Source organism: Pseudoalteromonas sp. QJM3NY_12, assembly GCF_056173165.1.
The window spans coordinates 633,908-659,237 of sequence record NZ_CM149661.1 but is presented as its reverse complement, the minus strand read 5'-3'; the positions used below and the strand labels follow the sequence as shown (position 1 = coordinate 659,237).

Sequence of the window (25,330 nt, the reverse complement as noted above, 5' to 3'; positions counted from 1 at the left end):
CACCCTACACTAGGTTATGGTAAAGCGCAGCCTTTCGCGCTGATATATAGCTCATACCAATGCTCACGACTTAAGTTAACATTAACCGCATCACAGGATGCTTTTATTCGCTCTATGTTAGTAGTGCCAATAATTGGTTGAATTGATGCTGGGTGGCGCAGCATCCATGCTAATACGATAGCTTCTGCTGTTGTACCATAAAGTATGGCAAGCTTACTGACTAAAATACTGGTATTAATATCTGCAGGCGAGGCCTTTGATAAATCACCACCAGAGTATAAGCCTTGGCATAAACTGCCCCAACTTTGAATCTGAATTTCATGCTCACGGCAATATTCAATATTGCCTGGGGTAAAGTTAATATCCTTGCCATCGGCATTACCCACATAAACGCCTTCATCAACCCATTGATGTTTTTGTAAACTCGCTTCGATTTGATTGGCCACAATCGGCATATCTAAAGCGCGTTGCAAAAACCGTATTTGATATTGCGACATATTAGACACCGCAAAATGACGCACTTTGCCACTTTCTTTTAAACAACTAAATACTTGTGCAACTTCCTCTACTTCCATTAAAGGATCAGGACGATGCAACATAAGTATATCTAAATATTCAGTATTTAATCGTTTTAATGAGCCTTCTACCGAGCGCTCAATCCAATCAGCTGAAAAGTCATAACGTTGTGGGTTTTGATCATCAGCAAAGCGAATACCACACTTAGACTGAATATACATTTGCTCTCTAAGTTCTGGTCGCTCAGCCAAAGCTTGACCAAAAACATGTTCGGCTTTGCCTAAGGTATAAATATCAGCATGATCGAAAAAATTAATTCCGCCTTCAATGGCGGCATCTATGCATGAATGAGTTTGTTGTAAATGCGCACTGGTAATCGCATCTTTATTCCATGCGCCTCCCAAACCCATACAGCCAAAAACAAGTTTGCTTACATTCGGGAGATATTTTGCCAGCGGAGTGTGTAACATTTTGACAGCCCTTTAAAAAATGAAGAGTGATTACTTTAAACAAAAAACCCTATACAAGAAACCGCTTAAGTCAAAACAGTGAATTTTATGCAAAAAAAAGCGCAGTAAACTGCGCTAATAGGTTGAGTCTAAATTATATTTAACCCACAAGAGCTAGTAAAATACCTGCCGCAACAGCACTACCAAGCACCCCTGCAACATTAGGCCCCATGGCATGCATTAATAAGAAGTTATGCGGGTTATTTTCAAGCCCAACCTTATTAACAACACGTGCTGCCATAGGCACAGCGGATACACCCGCAGCACCAATTAATGGGTTTATGGGGGTTTTTGATATCTTATTTAAGCCTTTAGCCATAAATACACCTGAGGCTGTACCAATAGCAAACGCCAGTGCACCCAGTACCAAAATACCAATAGTTTCTACTGTTAAGAACTGCTCGGCAGCAAGCTTAGAGCCCACTGCAAGTCCTAGAAATATGGTGGTGATATTAATGATTTCGTTTTGCGCACTGTTGCTGAGCCTATCAACTACACCCGACTCACGCATTAAGTTACCTAAACAGAACATACCAACCAGCGGAATTGCCGCAGGTAAGAATATAGCAGTTAAGGTAAGCACCATCAGTGGGAAAATAATTTTTTCCTTTTTAGATACTTTACGCAGTTCTGGCATTTGAATTTTACGTTCTTCAGGCGTTGTAAACGCACGCATAATAGGTGGCTGAATAATAGGAACCAACGCCATGTACGAGTACGCAGCCACCGCTATAGCGCCCAGTAAATCAGGGGCCAGCTTTGACGCTAAAAAGATAGCGGTTGGCCCATCTGCACCACCAATAATCGCAATTGCAGAAGCATCTTGTAAGCTAAATTCAAATCCCGGAATAAAGTTAAGTAAAATAGCGCCAAATAACGTCGCAAAAATACCAAACTGCGCTGCCGCACCTAATAGCAACATACGCGGGTTGGCAATTAAGGCACTAAAATCAGTTAAGGCCCCCACTCCCATAAATATTAATAGCGGAAAAATACCGGTATCAATACCAACATAATAAACATAGTAAAGTAAGCCACCTGGATCTGATAAACCAGCTACTGGAATATTAGTTAAAATAGCTCCGAAACCAATGGGCAGTAGCAATAACGGCTCAAAGTTTTTGGCAATTGCTAAAAATAATAGCAAACAACCAACGGCAATCATGATCAGCCCAGGAAATGTAAAGTTAGCAATGCCTGTGGCATGCCAGAGGTTTAAAATACCATCCATCCTCTATTTACTCCTTAAGCTAGTGCAATCATTGCATCGCCGGTTGACACTGAATCGCCCTCAGAAACAAGCACCTCAGCAATCGTACCGGTATGCATAGCGCGTACTTCGGTTTCCATTTTCATGGCTTCCATAATAATTACCACATCACCTTCATTGACTACCTGACCGGGTTTTACTTTAATTTTAAAAATATTACCGGCCAGTGGTGCATTTAGAGTTTCACCCGAGGCAACCGATGCTGACTGTGGAATATGCTCTGAGTCTTTTAACGTCACCTCTTTAAGCTCACCACCTTGAGCAACCACGACATCGTATACTTTACCGTCTACTTTAACGCTGTATTGCTCTGCCTTAACGCTTTTATTGTTTGCCGCTGATTTTTCAGGTGCTTTATTGGCGTTATCATCAGCGCTAGGAACAGGCTCAAATGCATCAGGATTGTTACGGTTTTTAATAAATTTCAAACCAATCTGTGGAAATAATGCATAGGTAAGCACATCATCAATTTGCTCATTGGCTAAAGTTAGCCCTTGCTCCTGCGCAAGCTTGCTTAACTCAGCTTCTAAAGTTTCAAGTTCAGGTTTAATAATATCTGCAGGGCGACAGGTAATTGCTTCACTGCCATCAAGTACGCGCTCTTGAAGCTCTTTATTCATTGGTGCAGGTGTTGAACCATACTCACCTTTTAATACGCCAGCAGTTTCTTTAGTAATGGTTTTATAACGCTCACCTGTGAGTACATTTAATACCGCTTGAGTACCAACAATTTGTGAGGTAGGTGTAACGAGTGGAATAAAGCCTAAATCTTCACGTACTCGTGGAATTTCAAGTAGCACTTCATTTAGTTTATCAGCAGCACCTTGCTCTTTAAGCTGGTTTTCCATGTTAGTTAACATGCCACCTGGCACTTGAGCTAATAAAATACGACCATCGACACCTTTTAAACTACCTTCAAATGCAGCGTACTTTTTACGCACGTCTCTAAAGTAAGCGGCAATTTCTTCTAGGTGGTTTAAATCAAGCCCGGTATCACGCTCGGTCCCTTCCACAATTGCAGCAATTGTTTCAGTTGCTGAATGGCCATAAGTCATGCTCATAGACGATACAGCTGTGTCGAGCATATCAATGCCGGCATCAATCGCTTTTTGATAAGTAGCGGTGCTTAAACCCGTTGTTGCATGGCATTGCATAGCAATAGGTATGGAAACCGTTTCTTTTAACGCTTTAATGAGTTCTTCTGCATCGTAAGGCTTAAGCAATCCCGCCATATCTTTAATACAAATTGAATGACAACCTAATTCTTCAAGCTGCTTAGCAAGTGTTAACCACATATCTAATGTATGTACAGGGCTTACTGTGTACGAAATTGTACCTTGCGCATGTGCCCCTACTTTAACCGCCGCTTTTATGGCAGTTTCCAAATTACGTACATCATTCATGGCATCAAAAATACGAAATACGTCTACGCCATTTTTGTGAGCACGCTCAACAAACTTCTCAACCACATCATCAGCATAATGGCGATATCCCAATAAGTTCTGACCACGAAGTAGCATTTGCTGTGGTGTATTTGGCATCGCTTTTTTAAGCGCGCGAATACGCTCCCATGGATCTTCACCTAAATAACGAATACATGAATCAAAGGTAGCTCCACCCCAAGATTCTATAGACCAATAACCTGCGTCATCAATTTTTTTTGCAATAGGTAACATGTCGTCTAATCGCATGCGGGTAGCTAAGAGCGACTGATGTGCGTCACGAAGTACGAGTTCTGTTATTTTTAATTTAGCCATTGGTATGCTCCTCTAATTATTATTTATTTTGTACTGAGCAATGGCAGCACTAATTGCAGCGATGTGCTCATTTGGCACACCTTGAGATTTAAAAGATGGTGTTCTCTGTGATGCTGCTAGTTCTGGCTGAGAAAACTTGCTAGCCAGCTTAGACATGAGTGTCACTGCACCAATCAATAAAGAAAGAAATACAAACACACCCACCATGCCTGTTAGCATTAAATTGCCTGCAGTTGTGAGTAAAGCCCCTATATCCATAATTCTCCCCTGTTTAAAACCAAACACATAAAAAATCGGTTTATTTAAATAACTATTCACCAATAGTAACAAAAACTATTATTTTGTCTACAAGTTGTAAATTGGTAAAACCAATTAATCTAAAAGTAACATATCACCAATAAGGTTAACACCATCTAAAATAGCTTATTTAACCCAGATATATAGATGCTAAAAATGTTCGTTATAAACAAAGAATATATAAAAACATTAATACTTTGTAAAAACACATATAAAACAAACCTATTGTACTAACCCACTAATAACCTTCAAAACAAATGTTAATTGGTCTTACCAAAGAAAAGAGCAGCAACAACTATTTATTATCTCATCAGAGACAACTGTGAATAAGTTACCGATAAGATCGTAAAAATTACCAACTCAATATAAAGCCAATCGCGAAAAACAGAAATAAGCCATTGATTTAAAACAAAATAAAATGCTGGCACATTACTCGCTTATATAAAAACAACACTTTAACACTTAGATAAATCAAGGAGATGACAATGTTACGCTGGACAATTACATTTTTGGTGATCGCACTAATCGCAGCCGTTTTAGGATTTGGTGGTATTGCAGGAGCCGCAGCAGGAATTGCTAAGATCATATTTTTTATCTTTTTAGTTTTACTGGTTATTTCACTTGTCTCTGGCGCTTTACGTGGTAAAAGCCCCAGGTAGATAAGAAACAACGAACTCTCTTTTTAAATTTATATACAAGGAATTACATTATGAAATCATCAACACTTAAAGCAGCAGCTATTGGTCTATTCGCAAGTGCATTTATTATGGGTTGTGAAGACAATCATGCAGAAGAAGCCGGTGAGCGTATTGACGAAGCCGTGACAGATGTTCAAAACAAGGTAGAAGATACCTGTGAAGAAGTAAAAGAAGGCGTTAATGCCGAAGAGACAAATTGCTAATATTATTTATTTAGCTAAGAAACGACCTACGGGTCGTTTTTTTATGCCTAAAATATAAATAGTTTCTAGTCATTTCCCCTTTTAAGCTTCGCATTAAGCTAAAATAATAAAAAATAGCTTTTAAGTGCAAACACATGGTCTTTACAACAACTTATAAACTCGATAAACCTTATTTTTATGAATGCTTCGACCAATCGCTGCCTTATAGTAAGCGTGCACAACCTAAATACTTTTTATTGGCGCTACTTGTGGTTTTAGGGTTATTTGGCATTTATGGTTTAGGCGATCATTACCTTGGTACATTCTTGCTTATGCTAGCTTTACTTGAGTGCATTGCTTTTTATTATTGCCGCCCTTGGTGGGTAACAAGGCAAATGCTTAGCAGAGCGTCAGGCTCTGAAGTAACCCTTACCTTCGACGAGGACGGAATAAAATCAACCAATCATTACAAAAATTACCAGTTAGCTTGGCACGACATTAATGAAGTAATTACTACAGATTGCGGCCTATTGTTAAAAAGTAAAAGCGGTATGCAGTACATTTCCAAGGCAATACTCAACGAAGAAACCATTGATTTTATTAACAAAAAAGCCACTCAGTGAGTGGCTTTTATAAATGTCATAGTTTTTAACTAACACATTTTATATTATCTTGATTAAGCATTGCCCGGATTAGGGTTAGACTTTTCAGCTTGTATGCGCATGTAAATTTCTTCACGATGAACTGATACGTCTTTAGGTGCGTTAACACCGATACGAACTTGATTTCCTTTAACACCCAGAACAGTAACGGTTACTTCGTCACCAATCATAAGGGTCTCGCCTACTCTACGAGTTAGTATTAGCATTCTCTTGCTCCCATGTTCCAATAAAATTATAAGATTCCGCAACACATTTTAATTAAAATTAGACTAAAAAGTAAGTAAAAACTCTCAATCTATTCATTTTCTGTTAAAAATGTCTTATGTAATGCACGAACAGCCAGTTCAAGGTATTTCTCATCTATTAAAACTGAAATTTTTATCTCTGAGGTTGAAACAAACATCACATCAATGTTCTCTTGTGCTAACGAATCAAAAAATAAACTCGCTACCCCAGAATGAGATTTCATCCCCATACCCACAGCTGACACTTTCGCCACATTAGTTAATCCGTCAATTGCCTGTGCGTCAAATTGCTGTTGCTCAGCCGCTAACAAATCAAGTGCGTTTAAATAATCATTTAAATGCACAGTAAAAGCATAGTCGACTTTTTCAACTTTATGATTAATTTGATTAATCATATCTATTTCGATGCCATTATCTGCAAAAAGTTTCAAAATTTTTGCAAGCGCTTTTGTGCCTTGCGGTACTCCATGTACCTTAATCAAACACTCGTCTCGATTAAATGCAATACCCGACACAACGTTACTCGCCACATCGTTCTCCTCAAAACTAATTAATGTACCTTCATCAGGTTTAAAGCTAGATAACACTCTTAATGGTACATTGTGCTTACCAGCCGACTCTACAGAGCGAATATGTAGCACTTTAGCACCTAAACTAGCCAGCTCAAGCATTTCGGCAAAGGTTACATGGCTTAAACGTCGTGCATTAGGTTCAATACGAGGATCTGTTGTATATACGCCATCAACATCAGTATAGATCTGACATTCATCCGCTTTTATTGCACCCGCTATTTCAACTGCAGAGGTATCGGTGCCACCACGCCCAAGCGTAGTCACGTTACCCTCAATATCGCGCCCCTGAAAGCCGGCAATAATAGCAATACGGTTATGTTCAAGTTCATGTTTTAAACGCGTTGCAGCCACGTCTTCTACACGGGCTTTACCGAACATGTTATCGGTTAATATATTCACCTGATCGGCTAACAAGCTTACCGCAGAATGGCCGCGTTTAATAATCGCCATCGCTAATAAAGCTATAGAGACTTGTTCACCGGTACTGAGTAATACATCGAGTTCACGACTACTCGGGCGAGAGTCGATTTGTTTGGCAAGATTAATTAAGCGATTGGTTTCTCCCGACATTGCCGAAAGCACCACCACCACTTGGTGGCCTTGTTGCTTAGTTTTAACAACAAGGTCGGCGACCGCTTCAATACGCTCTATTGAGCCTACCGAAGTGCCGCCAAATTTTTGAACTATAAGTGCCACTTAAGCTTAAGTACGCTCAGTTAACCAAGCTGTTACACTATCAAGTGCTGCAGTTAAGTTTTGTGGCTCAGAACCACCTGCTTGCGCCATATCTGGACGACCGCCGCCTTTACCACCTACTTGGCCTGCCATGTGGTTAACTAACTCACCCGCTTTTACTTTACCGGTTAAGTCTTTAGTTACACCCGCAATTAGGCTTACTTTATCACCGCTGGCAACACCTAAAGCAATAACGCCTGAGCCAATCTTATTTTTAAGGTCATCAACCATGCCACGAAGCGCTTTTGATTCAGTTCCTTCAACGTTGGCAACTAACAATTTAACCCCATTAATTTCAACCACTGAATCAAGTAATGATGCACCTGCCGCACTGGCTAGTTTATCGTTAAGTTGGGCAACTTGCTTTTCAAGTCCTTTCGACTTTTCAAGTAAGGCAGTTACTTTTTCAAGTACTGACGCACTGTCACCTTTTACAAGCGCGGCAACATCTGCTAATTGCTGTTCTTGTTCATTAACATACGCGATTGCTTCTGCACCGGTTACCGCTTCAATACGACGAACACCGGCAGCAATACCGCTTTCAGATACAATTTTGAATAAACCAATGTCACCTGCACGCTCTACGTGTGTACCACCACAAAGCTCAATTGAGTAATCACCTATGGTTACTACACGTACTTCGTCATCGTACTTTTCGCCAAACAATGCCATAGCACCTTTTGCTTTAGCATCATCAATTGCCATTAGCTCAGTGTTAAGTGCAAAGTTACGACGAATTTCGTCATTTACTACACGTTCAATTTCGCGCAGTTCTTGTTTGGTCACTGCTTCAAAATGTGAGAAGTCAAAACGCAGGCGATCTGGCTGCACAAGTGAGCCTTTTTGCGATACGTGCTCACCTAAAAGCTGACGCAATGCTTCATGTAAAATGTGCGTAGCTGTGTGATTTTTCTTAATGCTTTCACGACGCGCATCGTCAATAGTCGCATCCACTTTATCGTTAACGCCAATACGCCCTTGAACTGTTCCATGATGAGAAAAAGCATTACCCAATTTAGTGGTATTTGTTACATTAAACTCACCACCGGCAACAGTAATTGTACCGCTATCACCAATTTGGCCGCCTGATTCAGCGTAAAACGGAGTACGGTCTAAAACAATAATACCTTGCTGACCATCTTCTAATAACGATACCGATTCGCCACCGGCAAAAATTTCTACCACAGTGCCACGGTAATGATTACTATCGTAGCCTTTAAAATCAGTATGCTTGTCTGATTTTAATTGCTCGTTATAATCTGCACCAAATTTGCCCGCTTGCTGTGCTGTTTTACGTTGCACTGCCATACATGCTTCAAAACCTTGATGGTCAATGGTCATTTGGCGCTCACGCGCTACATCGGCTGTTAAATCGGCAGGGAAACCATAGGTATCGTAAAGTTTAAATACTAAGTCACCTGGGATCACATCCCCGGTTAAATCACTCAAGCTTTCTTCTAAAATAGCTAAACCACGCTCAAGCGTTTTACCAAACTGCTCTTCTTCAATACGCAGTACTTTTTCAATAATTTCTTGTTGCTTAGCAAGCTCTGGGTACGCTTGACCCATTTGCTCAATAAGTGCAGAAACCAATTTATAGAAAAACGCGCCTTTAGCACCTAACTTATTACCGTGACGTACTGCACGACGAATAATACGACGCAATACATAACCACGGCCTTCATTTGATGGCATAACCCCATCTGAAATTAAAAACGCACACGAACGAATATGATCCGCCACCACGCGAAGCGATTTATCATCCATATCTTGTGCATTGGTAACGCTTGCAGCGGCGGCAATTAAGCCTTGGAATAAATCGATTTCGTAGTTTGAATGCACACCTTGTAAAATAGCTGAAATACGCTCAAGGCCCATACCAGTATCAACAGATTGCTTAGGAAGTGGCAACATAGTCCCGTCGCTTTGACGGTTGTATTGCATAAATACTAAGTTCCAAATTTCAATGAAACGGTCGCCATCTTCTTCAGGAGTGCCCGGAGGACCACCCCAAATGTGCTCACCGTGATCATAAAATATTTCAGAACATGGACCACAAGGGCCGGTATCACCCATAGACCAAAAATTATCGCTCGTTGCAATACGAATAATACGATCTTCAGGTAAACCTATATCGTTAGCCCAGTAGCCAAAGGCTTCTTCGTCATCATGGTAAATGGTCACTAACAGCTTTTCTTTTGGTAGTTTTACAACCTCAGTTAAAAACTCCCACGCAAATTTAATTGCATCTTGCTTAAAGTAATCACCAAAGCTGAAATTACCTAGCATTTCGAAAAAGGTATGGTGACGTGCTGTGTAACCAACATTTTCTAAATCGTTGTGTTTACCACCAGCACGCACACAACGCTGAGAGCTAGTTGCGCGTGTATAAGGGCGGCTTTCGGCGCCTAAAAATACATCTTTAAATTGCACCATACCGGCATTATTAAATAACAACGTGGCATCGTTACCCGGTATAAGCGAACTAGAAGGAACAACTTGGTGTTGTTTGCTGGCAAAGAAGTCTAAAAACTGTTGCCTAATTTGTGCGGTAGTCATGTGCTGCATGTGAAAGTCTCACCTGTATTTACTGTGCTTGCATTGCAAAATTTATTTGATCATAGCTAAAACCTCGATACATTAAGTAGCGCACGCGCTTAGCTTTTTCTTTGTACTCGAGGTCTGCCGGTGTCGTTGAATATTTTTTGTTGTACGCTTCCTGCGCGAGCTCAAACCAATCTATTTCCAGCTCATCAACCACTGTTTCAAGCAGTGCTCTATCAATCCCTTTACTCATGGCCTCACTTTGAATTCGCTTTAAGCCATGGCATTTAAATATGTGTTTTCTGACAAACCCTTCACAGTAACGCTGCTCGTTAATAAAATTGTGCTTTTCACACCAATCAAGCAGGTTTTCTATGAACTCGTCGGTTGCTTCTCTTTGCTGTAACTTTTGGGTTAACTCACGGCGCGAATACTCTTGCCGACCAAGCAACCAAAGCACATAGTTTTTTAACTTTTGTTTTAACGTATCATCCATTAAGCGTCAAAGCGCCCGCTTTGCTCGCTACTTAAAGGCTTAATGTTACTGTCATCACTTGGTGGCACAACGGGCATAAAAATAGCCTGATAAGATACAAAGAAACTAATGTAGCAAATTGGCATTAAAATCAACAGCGGTAGTAGCGATAAGAACATCGACACCACCATTAATAATGCGCAAATAATACCATAAACACTTAATGGTAAAATATTATAATAAAACACCATAAACGAACTTTTTAAGGCATTTAAAATACGTTGCTCTTTATTAAAATAAACCAGCGGTACTGCGTAGGCAAACGAAGTAAAGTAAATTGAGAGCGCAATTAAAAACAATGCCACGTTTGCAAGCGAAATACTCTCAAGCATTTGGCTAACGGCGGTGTTTGGATCTAGGTCTGGCTGTGTCATAACCGCCATTGCATCAGCAAATAACCCATTGGCAAGCAGAGCAATTAAAATACCGGCCCCCATTTGATAAAGCGCTAAGCGAAATAAGCCTAACCGATTTCCTTTGGCTGAAAAGGGCTTCAAAATGTCGGCTAACATAATTTTTCCGCCCTGCTGCTTGGTAAGCACGGCTTGATAAAAACCAGCGGTTAAAAATGGTGTAGCCAATGCTGCAGCTATTTGTAATACCGGCAAAAATAACGACAACAAGCCAACAATGCCAATAAACAAATGCATAAAAATAAAAGTTAATGGCTGAGTTTTAAAAATTAGCCAACCCGCTTTAAACCATTTTAATGCCGCATCCGCTTTAAAAATTCGTAATTGTGTAGACATACTTGCTCTTAATTAAAACAAAACACGCCGAGTATAACTCGGCGCTGGTTGGTATTACATAGGTGGCGGCGATAAATGCCGTTAATATTAGGGTCTGCTGCCCTTTACGGATTAAAATTTGTTCAAACTAGGGGCGATTTAATCGCGGCGCGAGGTTTGTAACCTAGTGGGCTAAGTCAAAACCGAGCAAAGCTTCCGCGTCCTGCTCACGCCCCTTACCTACATCCATGTAGGCAACAAAGAGTAAATCGCCCCTAGGCAGAACCCTTCGGGCAGCGCCTGTTTGGCATTGATGCTGCGTTATCGCCTATTTATGGGGAATAACCACACCACATAGGCTCTGCCTTGCCTAAATACCAAACAAACTGCTGCAAATTTAACCTTGAAAGGTCAACAGACCCTAAGGTTTTTTAATTTTCTTAATATCTAGCATGTGAGAGCCATGCTTAATCTTTGTCTCTAAATACGCTTTATTACCTGAAAGCCCAGCTTTAATGTGAGCATGAGTACCCACAACAGAATCAACTTCTATACCTGCATCTTTTAATGCATTGAGCTTTTTAGGGTTATTAGTCATTAATTTAACGTGCTTTAAATTAAGCGCATTGAGCATTAACACTGCATCTGAAAAGTCACGTAAGTCATCAGCAAAACCTAAATGGTTATTAGCTTCGTAAGTATTCATACCTTGTGATTGCAGTACATACGCATCAATTTTATTATATAAACCAATACCACGCCCTTCTTGGCGTAAATAAAGTAAAATACCGCCCTGCTCATGCATCATTTCAATACACTCGTTTAACTGCTCACCACAGTCACAACGTGACGAGTGAAATACATCACCAGTTAAACATTCAGAGTGCATACGAATAAGCGGAACACCTTGCTCGGTATCGGCGTTATTAAACACCATAGCAATATGCTCTTGGCCATCTTTCAAGTCAGTAAATGACACTATTTCTGCAGGGATATCACTGTTTTTGCCAACATTAAGCTGGACTCTTGCTCTTACTTGCGCCACGACAAATCCAAATATTTAAATAACTACGACACGACAATAAAGTGATAATATCACAAAACAAGATAAATACACCGTAGTACAATACTGTTTATGGCAAATATATGGCGACGACAGCTGCTGTTTTCAATATGTAAGCATAAATATATTAGTAACGTGTACTGACCTTAATTTACCTAAAACAATGACAAATACACAAAGGTTTGCTAATTTGCCACCGACAAATAATAAGGACCATTATGAAACTCAATAAACGTGTATTACTGATAGGTTTAAGTTTATCAGTACTGTGTTCCACCTCACAGGCAGAGCAAGTAACTACCTCTCAAGTAGAATTTAACAATGCTTATCAAAGTTACCTGGATGCGGTTAAAGCTGCAGACAATGTACAACAAACTGCCGAGCGAGCTTATACATTAGGTAAATCTATTTACGGTGATAATTCAGATAACACCGCAAACTTAGCTATTAACTATGCAAAATCAATTAATGGCTATGGCAAAAAATGGATTGAAAAGCGTTTTTCACTTTACCAGCAAGCCTATACTATTTCTGTTAACAACCATGGTAAAAAATCGTTAGAAACCGTTGATTCTTTAGTTGGTATGGCTAATTTTGCGCCCTCAGCTCAAAAAGCGGATTATTATTTAGATCAAGTGACTGCAATAGCAAACACGCAAAACAAACCTAAATTTTTGGCTGACATGAAATTAGAAGCGGCAACCATATTAGCCAATAAATTCGGCTACGAAAAATACCATGAAGCTAAAAACTACTTAGAAGAAGCCGATGAGTACTATCAAGCTAACTTACCTGAAAACTCGGTTGAACGAATAAAAGCTGACTTTTTAATGGCGTCGTTTGCTGAGGGTAGAAAAAGATATACTCAAGCAATTGAACGACTTAATCGCGTAGTAAAGGTATTTGATGAAAGCTTAAATTACGATCACACCGCCGAGCTTACCGCACATTCAAGATTAATTGGCTTGTATGAAAAACAAGGCAAAAGTGATGAAGCCACTAAACACTGTATCGCGATAGCTAAAATGGTGCCGTGGAAAGAAAGCCAAGAGCAAACACCACTATACCGCGTTGAACCTAAATACCCAAAAAACAAAGCGCGATTTAGCAAAGATGGCAGCGTAGTTATGGAGTTTGAAGTAAATGAATCTGGCTTTGTAAAAAATCTGCAAGTACTTAGCTCTGAGGGTGGCTTGGCCTTTGAAAAGTCGGCAGTAGAAGCATTAGAGCAATGGCGCTATGCCCCTAAGTTTGAGCATGGAAAAGCGGTTGCAGCAACTTCCAAAGTACAGCTCGACTTTAAAGTAAACCGTTAATAACATACCAAAGGCGCTTCAAGCGCCTTTTAATTTATCATTATAGCTATTTTAACTTAGCTAAAATGTTATCGCTGGCGGCCTCTATTAAATCAAGTACCTTTTCAAAGCCATCATCACCGCCATAGTAAGGATCGGGAATTGCGCTTTGTGCTTGCTCGCCATACTCTAAAAACAACGCAAGCTTGTACTGCAAATGTTCAGGGCAACGTGCGGTTAAATCCGACAGGTTTTGTTTATCGGCTGCTAAAATAAGGTCAAACTCGCTAAAATCACTACTACGCACCTTGCGCGAAAAAATACCTTTAAAACTATAACCGCGTTTTTCACCAGCCTGCATTGAGCGCCTATCTGGTTGATTACCTTCGTGATGACCAATAGTCCCTGCCGAGTCCACTAGCAGATCAATACCTAACTTTTTAGCGCGAGCTTTTAATACCGCCTCTGCGGTAGGTGAACGGCATATATTTCCCAAACACACTATTAGTACTCTTTTCACTTATGACTCCCAAGCTTTTGCAAAAAATCAGTAATAAACGTTATTTTAATGAGGCTAATAGTTTTTGCTAGCCTTCCAGTTGCTTAAGCACTAAACATACGTGTTTTTCATACGTAAGAAAAAAGCAGAAGGCCTTAGAGGGTTATGATTTTTGCAATCCCTATAACTTAAAACTGCTTTAAAATTGCATCATTGTAGTCATCAGCATTTAAGGTTAAGTTGAACTTGGCCGCAACGCTATCTAACTCGGCTTGTTTAATCGCTAAATCATCCATAGTGATGGTGTTATCGTCAAGCTGCCATAATAATCGTGAGCCCGCATAACTATATTGAATCGCCAATAATGCATCGGGGTTACCTTCTCGTCCCGCCGCTTTTAGCTTAGCCATTTTACGAGTGATTTTATTAAGCGCTTTTTTAAGCTCCCACACATACACCACCTCGGTCATAAAAGGATGTGTTCGGTATTTATTTAACAACCAGCCAATGCCAATACTCGTAACAATTACGCCTAATAAGTTCCAATGAAAATGACTACCACTTTCATCGGGAAATAATGCAATTAAGGTTTGTGAAATTGCTAAACTGCCCACAGCTAAACCTGCTGCACAGCCGACAATAACGCGATTTAAATGTTTACGATAACGTGCTTTATCTATTTGAATAAGTTGCATAGCTGCCTAAAAGTAAAAAACTAAAAAATACACAGCCCCATTGTAGCTAAACCCATCACAGAGTTAAGACTCTTTTTTAATAAAATACCCGTAGTTTTTGATTTAGCGCCTGTTTTATACTGCTTTCAACATAAAACCAACCAACGATTTTATTTGCACCCACTTATTAGGCATAGGATAGTAGGCAACAAATACGACTTAGTATAGGAACATCATGATAAAAACACTGATTGCCACAAGTTTAATATTTTCTTCTTTTAGTACTTTAGCCAATTTAAACACACCGCTAACCCCAGAAGAATTGCGAATTGAAAAAGCCAGCCAAGCGATGCCAGCCGTAATAAGCGCTTTTGCCAGCGAAGTTAATCAATTTGAGCAGCAGTTCAAGTCACTCTCAAGCTATGCACAAGCCGTAGATGCCGTTAATGACTACTCAAAACGATTATGGTTTAGTGCAAAAAAACGCATCGCTACAACGCAAAACTTAGATGATCGCGCGCTTTATTGGGCTCGCTTACAATCAAGTAAAATAATTCGTACCACAAAACCTGCATTTTCGCTGAGCACCGCGCAGCAAACAGTGTTATTAACGTTACTAGAAAACGGAAGCCGAGGTCGCACAGACCTAAGCTACTCACAAAACACCACTAAAAAGATACTACTAACTGGGTTTGACCCATTTTTACTTGATAGAAATATAAACCAAAGTAACCCATCGGGCGTAGCTGCGTTGCTTCTTGATGGCCAAGTAATAAACTATAAAGGGATTAGTGCTGAAATAAACACTGTAATGGTGCCTGTGCGATATGAAGACTTTGATCAGGGCATCATAGAGTCCTTACTTGCCCCTTATTACGCACTTAATAATGTGGATATGGTGGTTACCGTTAGTATGGGTAGTAAGGATTTTGATCTTGAGCGCTTTCCAGGTAAGCGCCGCAGTGTAACAGCCCCCGACAACGCCAATATAGTATATGGCGGTACCAAAACAGCGCCGCTCATTCCAAGCTTACACGACCGCCCATTACCCGGAACTGAGTTTGTAGAATTTAGCTTACCTGTTAGCGCTATGCTAAAGGCAAAAGGCTCTTTTGCGATTAATGATAACCGCCATGTTATTACCCTCAAAAAAGACTTTGAGCCTAACAGTTTTGACGAATTAAAAGAGTCAACTGCAGTGCGCGGCGGTGGCGGTGGTTATTTATCTAACGAAATTTCGTATCGAAGTATTCGCCTTCGTAACCAGCTAAACTCAGATATCCCGACAGGGCATATTCACACCCCGCGAATTGCTCAGTTTGAACCCGAAACCGAAGCTAAAATAGTAAAACAAATTCAAACTATGTTAGAGCACAGTTTACTAGCGCTCTAACATAGCTTGCTTTTTCAACGTTAACATATCGATTAAATAACAAATGTAGGAGCGCTTAAATGCTCCTACGTTTTATTAAACTAAACCGCTAAAAGAGCATGCTGTAGTTGCATTAAAATTAAAAGTGCTCTGAATCCGCTTTGGCTATTTTATAATAAAAACTCATTACTTTAATTATTAACTAGATCTTCACAAATTGTGTTCTATGCTCATTTGAGGTAAATCCTTATTACAGGGACATAGTAATGAACACGATTAATCAATTTATTAACTCATTAAATTTAACAAAAAAACTTATCTCCGCCTTTTTAGTTGTTTCCCTAGTACCAATAACAATAATTATTGTTGTTGCAATTAATACAGCCTCAAACTCGATGACAGAACAGGTTTATTCACGATTAGACGCTGTGAGTGAAGTAAAACAAAGCGCTGTTAAACGCTATTTTATCAATATTGAAAAAAAGCTTAATGTGCTACAAGCAAATCCAGAAATGGCCAATATGGCGACAAAGTTTATAGAAGGATTTAATGATATTTCCCCTTCAAACTCATCAGAGTCTTTAAATCGCTTTTATAAAGAGTCTTTTACTCCAAAATTTAAACAGCTAAACCCGACAGATACAGTTTCATCATCCCCGTTAGAGCAAATGAATCCAAAAAGTATTGAGCTGCAGTCTCGTTATTTGGCTAATAACCCAAATCCAATTGGTGAAAAACAAAAACTAACTGCAACCGAGCAATCAGACTCTTACGAGCAAGCGCACCGCCAATATCACCCTTATTTACGAGATATGACCAATATAAATGAGTTCTACGATATTTTCATTATCGACCCAACAAATGGCAATATTGTTTACTCCGTTTATAAAGAAGTCGACTTTGCCACATCGCTACAAACAGGGCCCTATGCTAAAAGTAATTTAGCGAGTTTATTTCAACAATTAAAAGATAGCAGCAACCCACAAACAATTGCATTTGCAGATTATAAACAGTACTCCCCTTCATATAATGCCCCTGCGAGCTTTATAGGTAAGCCTATTGTTGTTGATGGTAAAACGATTGCTATTTTAGCCGCCCAATTATCGATTGAAGATATCAATTCAATCATGAAAGAGCGTGACGGATTGGGTGAAAGCGGAGAAACCTACCTTGTTGGTCCTGAAGGGTTAATGCGCTCTGACTCTTACATTGATCCGATAAATCACTCTGTAGAAAGCTCATTTAGAAATCCAAATAAAGGCACAGTGAATACCTTATCTGTAATCAAAGCATTAAAAAATGAGAAAGGGCAGCATGTGATAAGTGATTATAACAATGAGATGGTGCTGTCTGCATTTGCACCAGTAAATGTATTTAATATTCGCTGGGCCCTCATAGCAGAAATGGACGAACAAGAAGCTTTTGAGTCGATAACCACACTTTCTCAACAACTCATTATTATACTTTTAATCACTATTTTCATTGTTACTATTGCCGCATATTGGTTTGCGAGAACATTAACAAAACCAATACATGCCCTGGCTGATACGATGAAAAAAGTTGAACAACAAGGTGACTTTTCATTACGAGCAACTGTCTATTCAAGCGATGAGATAGGCGTAAGTACTCAAGCATTTAACACTCTTCTTGATGCTCTGCAGTTATCTATTAGTGAAACAAATCGTGTTATGAATCATATGGCTGCGGGTAAATTTGATCAACGTATTGAAGCACCATGTCGAGGAGAGTTAGATACGTTAAAACAAGCAACCAACGATTGTGCGAGTTCACTAAACGGTGCAATAAACGAGTTAAATAACATTGCGATTGCTATGGCTGATGGTCAATTTGATATTCAAATTAATGCCTCAATGTCAGGCGAGTTAGGCACCTTAAAAAGTAATATTAACCAATCGCTTTCCTCAATAAATAACACAATGAATAGTATCGTAGATATTATGGCTAACGTAGAGCAAGGTAACTTTAAAGAGCAAATTACTTACCCTGCTAAAGGAAAGCTTGCCCAGCTAAAAGACAGCGTGAATAACTCAGTAAATAGCTTAAGCATTGCCATAGATGGAATTAGTGACGTTATGAGTGCATTACGACAAGGCCAGTTTTCAGCGCAATTAGACGCCCCATTAGCTGGACAACTTAATACCTTAAAACAAGATATTAATTCCAGCATGGCTAATTTAAATAATGTAATGAATGAAATAGGTGAAGTCATGACCTTTGTTAGTAAGGGTGACTTTAAAAAAATGATAAAAGGTGAAGCCAGCGGTCAATTGGAGCAGTTGAAAAGTAATATTAATACATCAATCACGGCTATTGATAATGCTTTAACTGAAATTTCATCAGTCATGCTAGCAATTAGTCAGGGGCGTTTTGATCATACTATTTCATCAACCATGACTGGCCAACTAAACAGTTTAAAAATAGATATAAACCAATCAGTTACTAATCTAGAACACGTCATAAATGATCTCAATCAAGTAATGGCTGCAATGGCAAACGGCGATTTTTCTCATCAATTAAAACAGCCACTACAGGGCCAATTAGAAGATTTAAAAAATAATGTTAATGAGTCTACCTCATTAGTTTCACTGGCTATAAATGAAGTAAGTAGCGTTTTATCAAACTTAGCTAAAGGTGACCTTACCAAAAATATAGAAGGGCAATATCAAGGCGTATTCAATACCCTGAAAAGCGACACAAACGCGACTATCGATAAATTAACCAATGTCATTCAAGAGATTCAAGTGTCAGCGAGCCAGGTTATGCAAAATGCAGGTGAAATAGCTTCAAGCAATACTGAAATAAGTAAACGCACAGAAGAGCAAGCTGCCAACCTTGAAGAGGCAAGCTCAAGTACTGAGCAAATGCTAGATGAGCTAACTAAAGTATCTGAACAATCAAAAAGTGCCGTGGCATTAGCAAGCAATGCTGAGGAAATTGCAGAAGAAGGAAACCAATTATCAATACAGACTGTTAGCGCGATTGATGAAGTGAATGAAGCCAGTAAAGACATAAACGAAATACTTACGGTTATTGACAACCTGGCTTTTCAAACAAACTTACTATCACTTAATGCCGCCGTAGAAGCTGCTAGGGCTGGCGACCACGGAAGGGGCTTTGCTGTAGTCGCTAATGAAGTGGGTGATTTAGCTGGACGTAGTGCTAAATCTGCGAAGCAGATAAAAAGTATTATTGTAAATAGTAATCAAAAAGTAGCGCTTGGGACTGAATTAGCAGACACCTCAGGAAAAAAACTAAAACACATAATGCAAGCTGTTAGCGATGTTAGTAAAAATATAATACATATAGCGCATTCTACCTCCGCACAGGAGCAAGCAATTAAAGAGGTCAATCTTGTTGTACAACGGTTAACGGGGCTAACTCAGGCTAACTCAGCCATTACAGAAGAAACAATGGCGGCTGCGCGTCAAATGGCAGAACAAGCTACCGAGATGAGAGTACAACTTAATTACTTTAATCTAAAAAAAGAGCAACAATAGAATAAATGCGCTGCCAGTTATCCTGCTAGCGCAACGCACTTTTTAACTTGAGAAACTCAATGAGCCATTGTTAGTTATATACAATTATAAAATTACGTCACTTTACCCGCTAAATTAAAACGTGGCTGGGTATATAGCTGGGTTTTAACCACCTCAGCTAAAATAGCCACTGCCTGCCAAATCTCTTCAAACGAAGTATAAAGTGGCGTAAAACCAAAGCGTAGAATATTAGGTGCACGAAAATCAGCAATAACCCCTTTTTCAATTAACGCTTGGCATATAGCAAATGCGTCGGTATGTGAAAATGCTAGTTGGCTACCTCTTTGGCTCGAATTTTCAGTGGAACATAAGCGCAAATCACTTAAGCATGAATGTGTTTTTACTAATTTAATAAATACGTCAGCAAGTGCAATCGACTTTTCTCTTATTTGTGAAATATCTACATCTTGCCATACATCAAGCGCAGCATCTAAAGCACTCATAGCAATTACACTGGGTGTGCCACATAAATACTGATTTATATTGTTAGCACGTTGATATTTTGCATCAAAAGCAAATGGTTTTGCATGACCCATCCAGCCTGATAAGGGGTGTTTTACAGCAGCTTGGTGGCGTTTTGCTACATATAAAAACGCAGGCGAACCAGGACCGCCATTTAAGTATTTATAGCCACAACCAACAGCAAAATCAGCATTACAGTCATCAAGTTCAACCGGTATAGCACCTGCACTATGAGCTAAATCCCATATCACCAAAATGCCTTTTTCATGAGCTAGCTGGGTGATTTTTTGCATATCTAACAATTTACCGGTTCTAAAATTCACCTGTGTTAACAGTAATACTGCCACTGTATCATTTAGGCTTTGTTCAATATCTTGCTCTGCGACGAGTTTTAGCTGACATAAGTCGGGGCCTAATAATTCACTTAACCCTTGTACCATGTATAAGTCAGTAGGAAAGTTATCCTCGGTAGATAACACCACGTTACGCTCAGAGTTTAACGATAGCGCACTACTTAATAGTTTAAATAAATTAACCGAAATAGAATCACAACAAATAACTTGGCCTTTGTCGGCGCCAATAATAGGCGCTATTTTCTCCCCTACCTGAGTAGGTAAATCAATCCATTGGTGATCATTCCAACTTCTAATTAGGTGACTACCCCATTGCTGGCTTACCACCTCAGCTACGCGCGGTTTTACTGCTTTAGGCAGAGCACCTAACGAATTACCATCGAGATAAATAGTGTCTGCGGGTAAATCAAATTCGTCACGTTTGTGAGCCAGCGTATCCACTTTATCAAGCGCTATAATCTCATTAAAATTCATTGTTACATCTCATTCAAATTTTGTATTAGTGTATTAAATGCAGCTGATCCCGGATGGATCCAATCAAAATGCCCCACGCCTTCTAACATGACAACTGGACGTTTAAGCTGTTCTAAATTAAAAGCAGGCACGATGGCATCTTGCTCACCTTGTAATATAATGCTTTGCGGATGAAGTGGCTGCTCACTCGGGTTAGCTTGCGTGTATGCCTTAGGTTTATCAGTTGGCATGCCTTGCATAAAATCTTGAGTCACTTTTTGACAACTATTATCACCACGCGCATACGCTTTTATATCAGTAATAGGGGCTAAGGCAATAACCCCTTTAAGCTGATCAATTTCACCACCAGCAAGCAGAGCTAAATGCCCACCAGCGGAGTGTCCTACCACAACCGAGTCAGCTAAATTAAACTCGCCATTGTTATATTTACTTACCGCTAAAATTCCGGCTTTTACATCATTAAACGTTGCAGGCCAGCCACCACCGCTTGCGCCGCTTCTTCTATACTCTAAAGACCATACGTTAAAACCAGCTTGTGCAAGCCCAGTACTTAACGCGTAGGTATGTTTAATATCGTATGCACTTAGCCAACAACCACCATGAAGTAAAATAACTAACGGGTTTTGCGGCTGTATTTGTTTTGCGCGCCAGAGTAATGCGTACTGTGACTCATCACTGCCGTAGGCTACTTTTTCATCAGCTGAGTTAAATCCAAGCGAAGCAACACTTGCGTATGCAACATTATTATCTACATCAGGAAAGTTAACTTGCAGCGCGGTGGCATTAACCAAAAAAGGCCATACAACTAAAAATAAAACTACTAAGCATTTCAAAATAAAATACTTCCTTTTTTAACCTTAAAAGCGATATAACTAAAAACGCTGGCAGTCGTTTACAAATTTTTTTATACGACTTACCAGGGCTATTACGTCATTATTAATAAAATAAATAGAATGATTTATTGTTGTTTAAAAACCGTGCCTTCTTTCATAACAAAATCAACATCCAATAAAGCGCTAATATCGCTAAGTGGGCTGGTGTCTAAGGCAATAATATCAGCAAACTTACCAGGCTCTATGGTGCCTAAGCTATGATTCATATCAATCAAATCAGCCGCGTTAACCGTTGCCGACTTTAAGATATCAGCAGGAGTCATACCTGCTTGGTACATCAATACCGCTTCTTGTGCGTTAATGCCGTGCTTAGATACGCCACTGTCGGTACCAAATGCAATGTTTACCCCGGACTTATATGCCTTAGTAAAATTGTTGAGCATATCGCCCCCCACCCTAATTGCTTTGCTTTTAATTGGCGCAGACATAAAGTCACTGTTTTTTGCTAACCTAACTACGGTGTGCCCAGCAAGCAAAGTAGGGACTAAATAAGCCCCTGTTTCTTTAAATAATTTAATGCCTTCATCATCGGTGTAACTACCGTGCTCAATGCTATCAACGCCCGCACGTAATGCTGCATTAATACCTTGAGCGGCATGCGCATGACTAGCTACTTTTCGCCCTAAACCATGCGCTGTATCAACTACAGCTTTAAGTTCATCGTCTTGCATTTGCTGCCCTGTGCCCGTAGTAGTATCCGAAAGCACGCCACCGGTAGAAGCAACTTTAATTAAATCAGCCCCGTATTTAATTGCATAGCGAGTTTTTTTGCGGCATTCAATAGCGCCATCACACACTGTGGGCGGTGTTTTCATAGTGAGTAAGTCTGGGCTCATACCATCAACATCTAAGTGCCCGCCGGTAATAGTAACGCCAGCACCAGCAATAATTCGAGGGCCACTTATCCACCCTTTGGCCACCCCATTTCTTAATGCGTACATTTGCTCACTTTGACTGCCCACATCACGCACTGTAGTAAAACCCGCCATAAGGGTTTTGTTAGCAAAATGCACACTGCGCATTGCTATATCTGCATCAGACATTTCCACCAGCTCTTTTTTGTTATCTGGCCCAAGCTCACCTTGTAAATGCACATGCATATCCATGAGCCCAGGCATAACAAAGCGGGTCGATAAATCGATTAACTGAGCATTTTCACCAAAACGGTTGATAGGTAAAAAACCCGCTGATACCGAAACTATTTTGCCATTTTCTATTACTATAGTTTGTTTTTGTTGTGGTTTTTCTCCGGGAATAGCCAATAACTCTCCTGCATGAATTATTTTAGTACTCGCATGTGCATTAGTAGCAACGATGTTAACTGCGAAAAAAAACGAGGTAACAACACTCAATCGAAATATGCTCATTAAACTCTCCAGTGATTCGTTCTGCGTTAACAACAACGAAATAACGTTAAAATATTGTTATACAACCAATACCTTATCAGGAAAGTGATAAAAACAAACCTGAAATACATTTTTAGTAAGAATTCTGCTAACTATTAACACTGTCTTAGACTGAAAAAATAAAAGAAGGTGTCTATACTCAACCTTATTGTTGTAATACTTTTCATATGTAGGGAGCTTATGGATATTAAAGACATAAATATTACGCTGCTAGAAAAGTGTAATTTTCTTTTAATGGTATTTGATAATAATAATCAGCTTAGTTATCTTTCTCAAAGGTGGTCAGAGCTTAATGTTGCAGCTAAAAAAGTACCCACCATTGAAAGCCTTTATGGCTGTTGTACTACTGAAAGCAAAGATCTATTACAACAACAAATTCTCGCACTAAAATCGCAACATAATGAGTTAGACCAATTTGATATTGAACTAACATTAGCAACCGATTACTCCATTAAACTAAATTGTTGCTTACACAGTGTGCAGCAAAACCAACACCAATATATAGTTTTAGTTTTTAACCAGCATTTTGCCCAAGTGTCGTCTGTTATTAGCAATAACGAATTACAAACCATCATAGAAAATGCCGGCGAAGTATTAAAGGTAGGCTATTGGCAGTTCGACTGTATAACTAACCAATTATTTTGGACCGATGAAATTTACACCATTCATGGTGTTTCACCGAGTAACTATTCCCCTCAACTAGATACTGCAATAAATTTTTATCATGAAGATGACAAATCCAAAATAACAGATGCGATCGAGCAAGCTCTTGCATGCGGACAAGAATGGAGCTGTATAAAGCTTCGTGTTGTAGATGACGATCTACAAGAGCGCACTGTTATATCAAGCGGCAATGTATCGAGAGATTTAAACGGTGAAATCACTAAGTTATATGGCATTTTTCAAGACATATCAGGGAATGAAAAAATAGCTCTGGAGCGGGATTTTTTAGTTACTGCACTCAAAGAAACCACTGTAGGAATGGTGATTGCCGATAAAGACAAGCGTGTTATTTGGGTAAATGGCTCATTTGAAAGAATTACGGGCTACCCACTGAATAAAGTAGAAGGTAAAAAGCTTGGCTCCATTTTACAAGGTGAAAAAACTGACGCCAACACAATAGAGCAACTTAAAATTCATCTTAAAAAAGGCATCCCTATAACCACCCGAATTTTAAACTATACGCAAAATGGTGACCCTTATTGGAATGAACTGGCCATATCACCCATTTTTAGAGACGGCAAAGTGGCTTATTACTTTGCTGTACAAAACGACGTAACCAAAGAAATAAACATAGAGCATAAACTGATAGCCCTCAATACCAGTTTAGAGCAACGTATTCAGGCGCGTACTCAAGAACTCTCTTCACTTAATAAAGAGCTAGAAAAGCAAGCCAATATAGACCCACTTACAGGTTGTTTAAATAGACGAACTTTATACAGAACACTCAGCGATGAACTATTAAAAACGCAAAATAAAAACACCTATATTTCATTATTAATGCTCGACATAGACCATTTTAAAGCAATAAATGATAATTATGGCCACGAAGCTGGCGATTTAAGCTTAAAAGAGCTTACCAATACATTACGCGCTTTAACCAGAAAGCACGATTTTGTATTTCGCCTGGGCGGTGAAGAGTTTTTAATTATTATGCCCAATACAAACAAAGCAGAAGCTAAGCAAGCCGCTGAGCGAATTAAAAACACGATTAATCAACATAAAGTTTTCTATCGCAATAAAAATATTAGCTTTACGGTAAGTATTGGGCTGCTTACCCATGATGGCTCTATCAGCCTACAAAACAGCTTAAAATACGTTGATGACTATTTATACGAAGCAAAAACGAAAGGCCGTAATAGGATTGTTGATTGAGCAATTTAAAATCAATTGGTAAAAACTTAACTAGTCATATAAGCTAACTACTTGAGCATAATAATTTAAATGTATTTAGCTAAATTTGAGTTCGTAAATAAATACACTTTAGGCAAAAATATTAAACGCGTACTTTTTTATTTTACGTCAGCTAGTC

Annotated in this window: 22 protein-coding genes; 7 read left to right on the top strand and 15 right to left on the bottom strand. The window is 39.4% G+C overall.

All coding sequences use genetic code 11. The features are described from left to right. Positions 1–14: 14 nt before the first annotated feature. The 4 genes from AC0VZ5_RS03080 to AC0VZ5_RS03065 form a co-directional block, all read right to left on the bottom strand. Positions 15–986 (bottom strand): aldo/keto reductase, encoded by a 972-nt coding sequence (locus tag AC0VZ5_RS03080; RefSeq protein ID WP_475474234.1) that lies wholly within the window; start codon positions 984–986, stop codon positions 15–17. A 139-nt stretch (positions 987–1,125) separates the two neighbouring features. Beyond that, the gene (locus tag AC0VZ5_RS03075; RefSeq protein WP_008115142.1) at positions 1,126–2,256 is read right to left on the bottom strand and encodes a sodium ion-translocating decarboxylase subunit beta; all 1,131 of its coding nucleotides are present in this window, start codon (positions 2,254–2,256) and stop codon (positions 1,126–1,128) included. Positions 2,257–2,270: 14 nt separating this feature from the next. Further along, positions 2,271–4,052 (bottom strand): sodium-extruding oxaloacetate decarboxylase subunit alpha, encoded by a 1,782-nt coding sequence (gene oadA / locus AC0VZ5_RS03070; RefSeq protein ID WP_138604934.1) that lies wholly within the window; start codon positions 4,050–4,052, stop codon positions 2,271–2,273. Between the two features lie 12 nt (positions 4,053–4,064). Beyond that, the gene (locus tag AC0VZ5_RS03065) at positions 4,065–4,310 is read right to left on the bottom strand and encodes an OadG family protein (RefSeq protein ID WP_138604933.1); all 246 of its coding nucleotides are present in this window, start codon (positions 4,308–4,310) and stop codon (positions 4,065–4,067) included. 524 nt (positions 4,311–4,834) lie between these two features. On the opposite strand from AC0VZ5_RS03065, the gene AC0VZ5_RS03060 reads away from it, so the two are divergent. The 3 genes from AC0VZ5_RS03060 (at position 4,835) to AC0VZ5_RS03050 (ending at position 5,852) form a co-directional block, all read left to right on the top strand. Further along, positions 4,835–5,008, top strand: coding sequence for a DUF1328 domain-containing protein (locus AC0VZ5_RS03060; RefSeq protein ID WP_002961939.1), 174 nt, complete (start codon positions 4,835–4,837; stop codon positions 5,006–5,008). 50 nt (positions 5,009–5,058) lie between these two features. Beyond that, entirely contained in the window at positions 5,059–5,250 is a 192-nt protein-coding gene (locus AC0VZ5_RS03055; RefSeq protein WP_008115136.1) for a hypothetical protein, read from the top strand. 134 nt (positions 5,251–5,384) lie between these two features. Beyond that, positions 5,385–5,852, top strand: coding sequence for a YcxB family protein (locus AC0VZ5_RS03050; protein WP_475474231.1), 468 nt, complete (start codon positions 5,385–5,387; stop codon positions 5,850–5,852). A gap of 53 nt (positions 5,853–5,905) precedes the next feature. On the opposite strand, the gene csrA is transcribed toward AC0VZ5_RS03050, so the two are convergent. The 6 genes from csrA to AC0VZ5_RS03020 all read right to left on the bottom strand — a co-directional run bounded on the left by csrA (position 5,906) and on the right by AC0VZ5_RS03020 (position 12,295). Then, a complete protein-coding gene (gene csrA, locus AC0VZ5_RS03045; protein ID WP_004587515.1) occupies positions 5,906–6,097 on the bottom strand; it encodes a carbon storage regulator CsrA in 192 nt (63 codons plus the stop codon). Between the two features lie 89 nt (positions 6,098–6,186). Continuing rightward, positions 6,187–7,404 (bottom strand): aspartate kinase, encoded by a 1,218-nt coding sequence (locus tag AC0VZ5_RS03040; RefSeq protein WP_475474228.1) that lies wholly within the window; start codon positions 7,402–7,404, stop codon positions 6,187–6,189. A gap of 6 nt (positions 7,405–7,410) precedes the next feature. Then, the gene (gene alaS, locus AC0VZ5_RS03035; protein ID WP_475474226.1) at positions 7,411–10,011 is read right to left on the bottom strand and encodes an alanine--tRNA ligase; all 2,601 of its coding nucleotides are present in this window, start codon (positions 10,009–10,011) and stop codon (positions 7,411–7,413) included. A gap of 19 nt (positions 10,012–10,030) precedes the next feature. Beyond that, positions 10,031–10,483: a regulatory protein RecX gene (locus tag AC0VZ5_RS03030; protein WP_010390806.1), complete on the bottom strand. Its 453-nt coding sequence runs from the start codon at positions 10,481–10,483 to the stop codon at positions 10,031–10,033. Further along, complete coding sequence (locus AC0VZ5_RS03025) at positions 10,483–11,271, bottom strand: BPSS1780 family membrane protein (RefSeq protein WP_138604928.1); 789 nt, start codon at positions 11,269–11,271, stop codon at positions 10,483–10,485. Before AC0VZ5_RS03025 ends, AC0VZ5_RS03030 begins: the two co-directional genes overlap by 1 nt. A gap of 400 nt (positions 11,272–11,671) precedes the next feature. After that, positions 11,672–12,295, bottom strand: a complete 624-nt coding sequence (locus AC0VZ5_RS03020; protein ID WP_290170873.1) for a GTP cyclohydrolase II — start codon at positions 12,293–12,295, stop codon at positions 11,672–11,674. Between the two features lie 236 nt (positions 12,296–12,531). Here AC0VZ5_RS03020 and AC0VZ5_RS03015 point away from each other — a divergent pair, with 236 nt between their 5' ends. Then, a complete protein-coding gene (locus AC0VZ5_RS03015) occupies positions 12,532–13,629 on the top strand; it encodes a TonB family protein (RefSeq protein WP_464709960.1) in 1,098 nt (365 codons plus the stop codon). A 46-nt stretch (positions 13,630–13,675) separates the two neighbouring features. On the opposite strand, the gene AC0VZ5_RS03010 is transcribed toward AC0VZ5_RS03015, so the two are convergent. Together AC0VZ5_RS03010 and AC0VZ5_RS03005 are read right to left on the bottom strand one after the other, a co-directional pair. Further along, complete coding sequence (locus tag AC0VZ5_RS03010; RefSeq protein WP_290170871.1) at positions 13,676–14,128, bottom strand: low molecular weight protein-tyrosine-phosphatase; 453 nt, start codon at positions 14,126–14,128, stop codon at positions 13,676–13,678. Between the two features lie 167 nt (positions 14,129–14,295). Beyond that, positions 14,296–14,802: a DUF3087 domain-containing protein gene (locus AC0VZ5_RS03005; RefSeq protein WP_178955075.1), complete on the bottom strand. Its 507-nt coding sequence runs from the start codon at positions 14,800–14,802 to the stop codon at positions 14,296–14,298. A gap of 214 nt (positions 14,803–15,016) precedes the next feature. On the opposite strand from AC0VZ5_RS03005, the gene AC0VZ5_RS03000 reads away from it, so the two are divergent. Together AC0VZ5_RS03000 and AC0VZ5_RS02995 are read left to right on the top strand one after the other, a co-directional pair. Beyond that, on the top strand, positions 15,017–16,174 hold the full coding sequence (locus AC0VZ5_RS03000; RefSeq protein WP_475474222.1) for a hypothetical protein: 1,158 nt from the start codon (positions 15,017–15,019) through the stop codon (positions 16,172–16,174). A gap of 245 nt (positions 16,175–16,419) precedes the next feature. After that, positions 16,420–19,671: a methyl-accepting chemotaxis protein gene (locus AC0VZ5_RS02995; protein WP_138608451.1), complete on the top strand. Its 3,252-nt coding sequence runs from the start codon at positions 16,420–16,422 to the stop codon at positions 19,669–19,671. Between the two features lie 92 nt (positions 19,672–19,763). Here the strand turns inward: AC0VZ5_RS02995 and kynU are convergent, their stop codons facing one another. The 3 genes from kynU to AC0VZ5_RS02980 all read right to left on the bottom strand — a co-directional run bounded on the left by kynU (position 19,764) and on the right by AC0VZ5_RS02980 (position 23,259). After that, the gene (kynU, locus tag AC0VZ5_RS02990; RefSeq protein ID WP_198521954.1) at positions 19,764–20,999 is read right to left on the bottom strand and encodes a kynureninase; all 1,236 of its coding nucleotides are present in this window, start codon (positions 20,997–20,999) and stop codon (positions 19,764–19,766) included. 2 nt (positions 21,000–21,001) lie between these two features. Beyond that, positions 21,002–21,832 (bottom strand): alpha/beta hydrolase family protein, encoded by an 831-nt coding sequence (locus AC0VZ5_RS02985; protein WP_475474219.1) that lies wholly within the window; start codon positions 21,830–21,832, stop codon positions 21,002–21,004. 125 nt (positions 21,833–21,957) lie between these two features. Then, positions 21,958–23,259: a metal-dependent hydrolase family protein gene (locus AC0VZ5_RS02980; protein WP_178955067.1), complete on the bottom strand. Its 1,302-nt coding sequence runs from the start codon at positions 23,257–23,259 to the stop codon at positions 21,958–21,960. A 219-nt stretch (positions 23,260–23,478) separates the two neighbouring features. On the opposite strand from AC0VZ5_RS02980, the gene AC0VZ5_RS02975 reads away from it, so the two are divergent. Beyond that, a complete protein-coding gene (locus tag AC0VZ5_RS02975; protein ID WP_475474216.1) occupies positions 23,479–25,173 on the top strand; it encodes a GGDEF domain-containing protein in 1,695 nt (564 codons plus the stop codon). Positions 25,174–25,330 lie beyond the last annotated feature (157 nt).

Coding starts and splice junctions, on each gene's coding strand:
- AC0VZ5_RS03080 (WP_475474234.1), bottom strand. CDS start 986: ATGTTACACACTCCGCTGGCAAAATATCTCCCGAATGTAAGCAAACTT.
- AC0VZ5_RS03075 (WP_008115142.1), bottom strand. CDS start 2,256: ATGGATGGTATTTTAAACCTCTGGCATGCCACAGGCATTGCTAACTTT.
- oadA (WP_138604934.1), bottom strand. CDS start 4,052: ATGGCTAAATTAAAAATAACAGAACTCGTACTTCGTGACGCACATCAG.
- AC0VZ5_RS03065 (WP_138604933.1), bottom strand. CDS start 4,310: ATGGATATAGGGGCTTTACTCACAACTGCAGGCAATTTAATGCTAACA.
- AC0VZ5_RS03060 (WP_002961939.1), top strand. CDS start 4,835: ATGTTACGCTGGACAATTACATTTTTGGTGATCGCACTAATCGCAGCC.
- AC0VZ5_RS03055 (WP_008115136.1), top strand. CDS start 5,059: ATGAAATCATCAACACTTAAAGCAGCAGCTATTGGTCTATTCGCAAGT.
- AC0VZ5_RS03050 (WP_475474231.1), top strand. CDS start 5,385: ATGGTCTTTACAACAACTTATAAACTCGATAAACCTTATTTTTATGAA.
- csrA (WP_004587515.1), bottom strand. CDS start 6,097: ATGCTAATACTAACTCGTAGAGTAGGCGAGACCCTTATGATTGGTGAC.
- alaS (WP_475474226.1), bottom strand. CDS start 10,011: ATGCAGCACATGACTACCGCACAAATTAGGCAACAGTTTTTAGACTTC.
- AC0VZ5_RS03030 (WP_010390806.1), bottom strand. CDS start 10,483: ATGGATGATACGTTAAAACAAAAGTTAAAAAACTATGTGCTTTGGTTG.
- AC0VZ5_RS03025 (WP_138604928.1), bottom strand. CDS start 11,271: ATGTCTACACAATTACGAATTTTTAAAGCGGATGCGGCATTAAAATGG.
- AC0VZ5_RS03015 (WP_464709960.1), top strand. CDS start 12,532: ATGAAACTCAATAAACGTGTATTACTGATAGGTTTAAGTTTATCAGTA.
- AC0VZ5_RS03005 (WP_178955075.1), bottom strand. CDS start 14,802: ATGCAACTTATTCAAATAGATAAAGCACGTTATCGTAAACATTTAAAT.
- AC0VZ5_RS03000 (WP_475474222.1), top strand. CDS start 15,017: ATGATAAAAACACTGATTGCCACAAGTTTAATATTTTCTTCTTTTAGT.
- AC0VZ5_RS02995 (WP_138608451.1), top strand. CDS start 16,420: ATGAACACGATTAATCAATTTATTAACTCATTAAATTTAACAAAAAAA.
- kynU (WP_198521954.1), bottom strand. CDS start 20,999: ATGAATTTTAATGAGATTATAGCGCTTGATAAAGTGGATACGCTGGCT.
- AC0VZ5_RS02980 (WP_178955067.1), bottom strand. CDS start 23,259: ATGAGCATATTTCGATTGAGTGTTGTTACCTCGTTTTTTTTCGCAGTT.
- AC0VZ5_RS02975 (WP_475474216.1), top strand. CDS start 23,479: ATGGATATTAAAGACATAAATATTACGCTGCTAGAAAAGTGTAATTTT.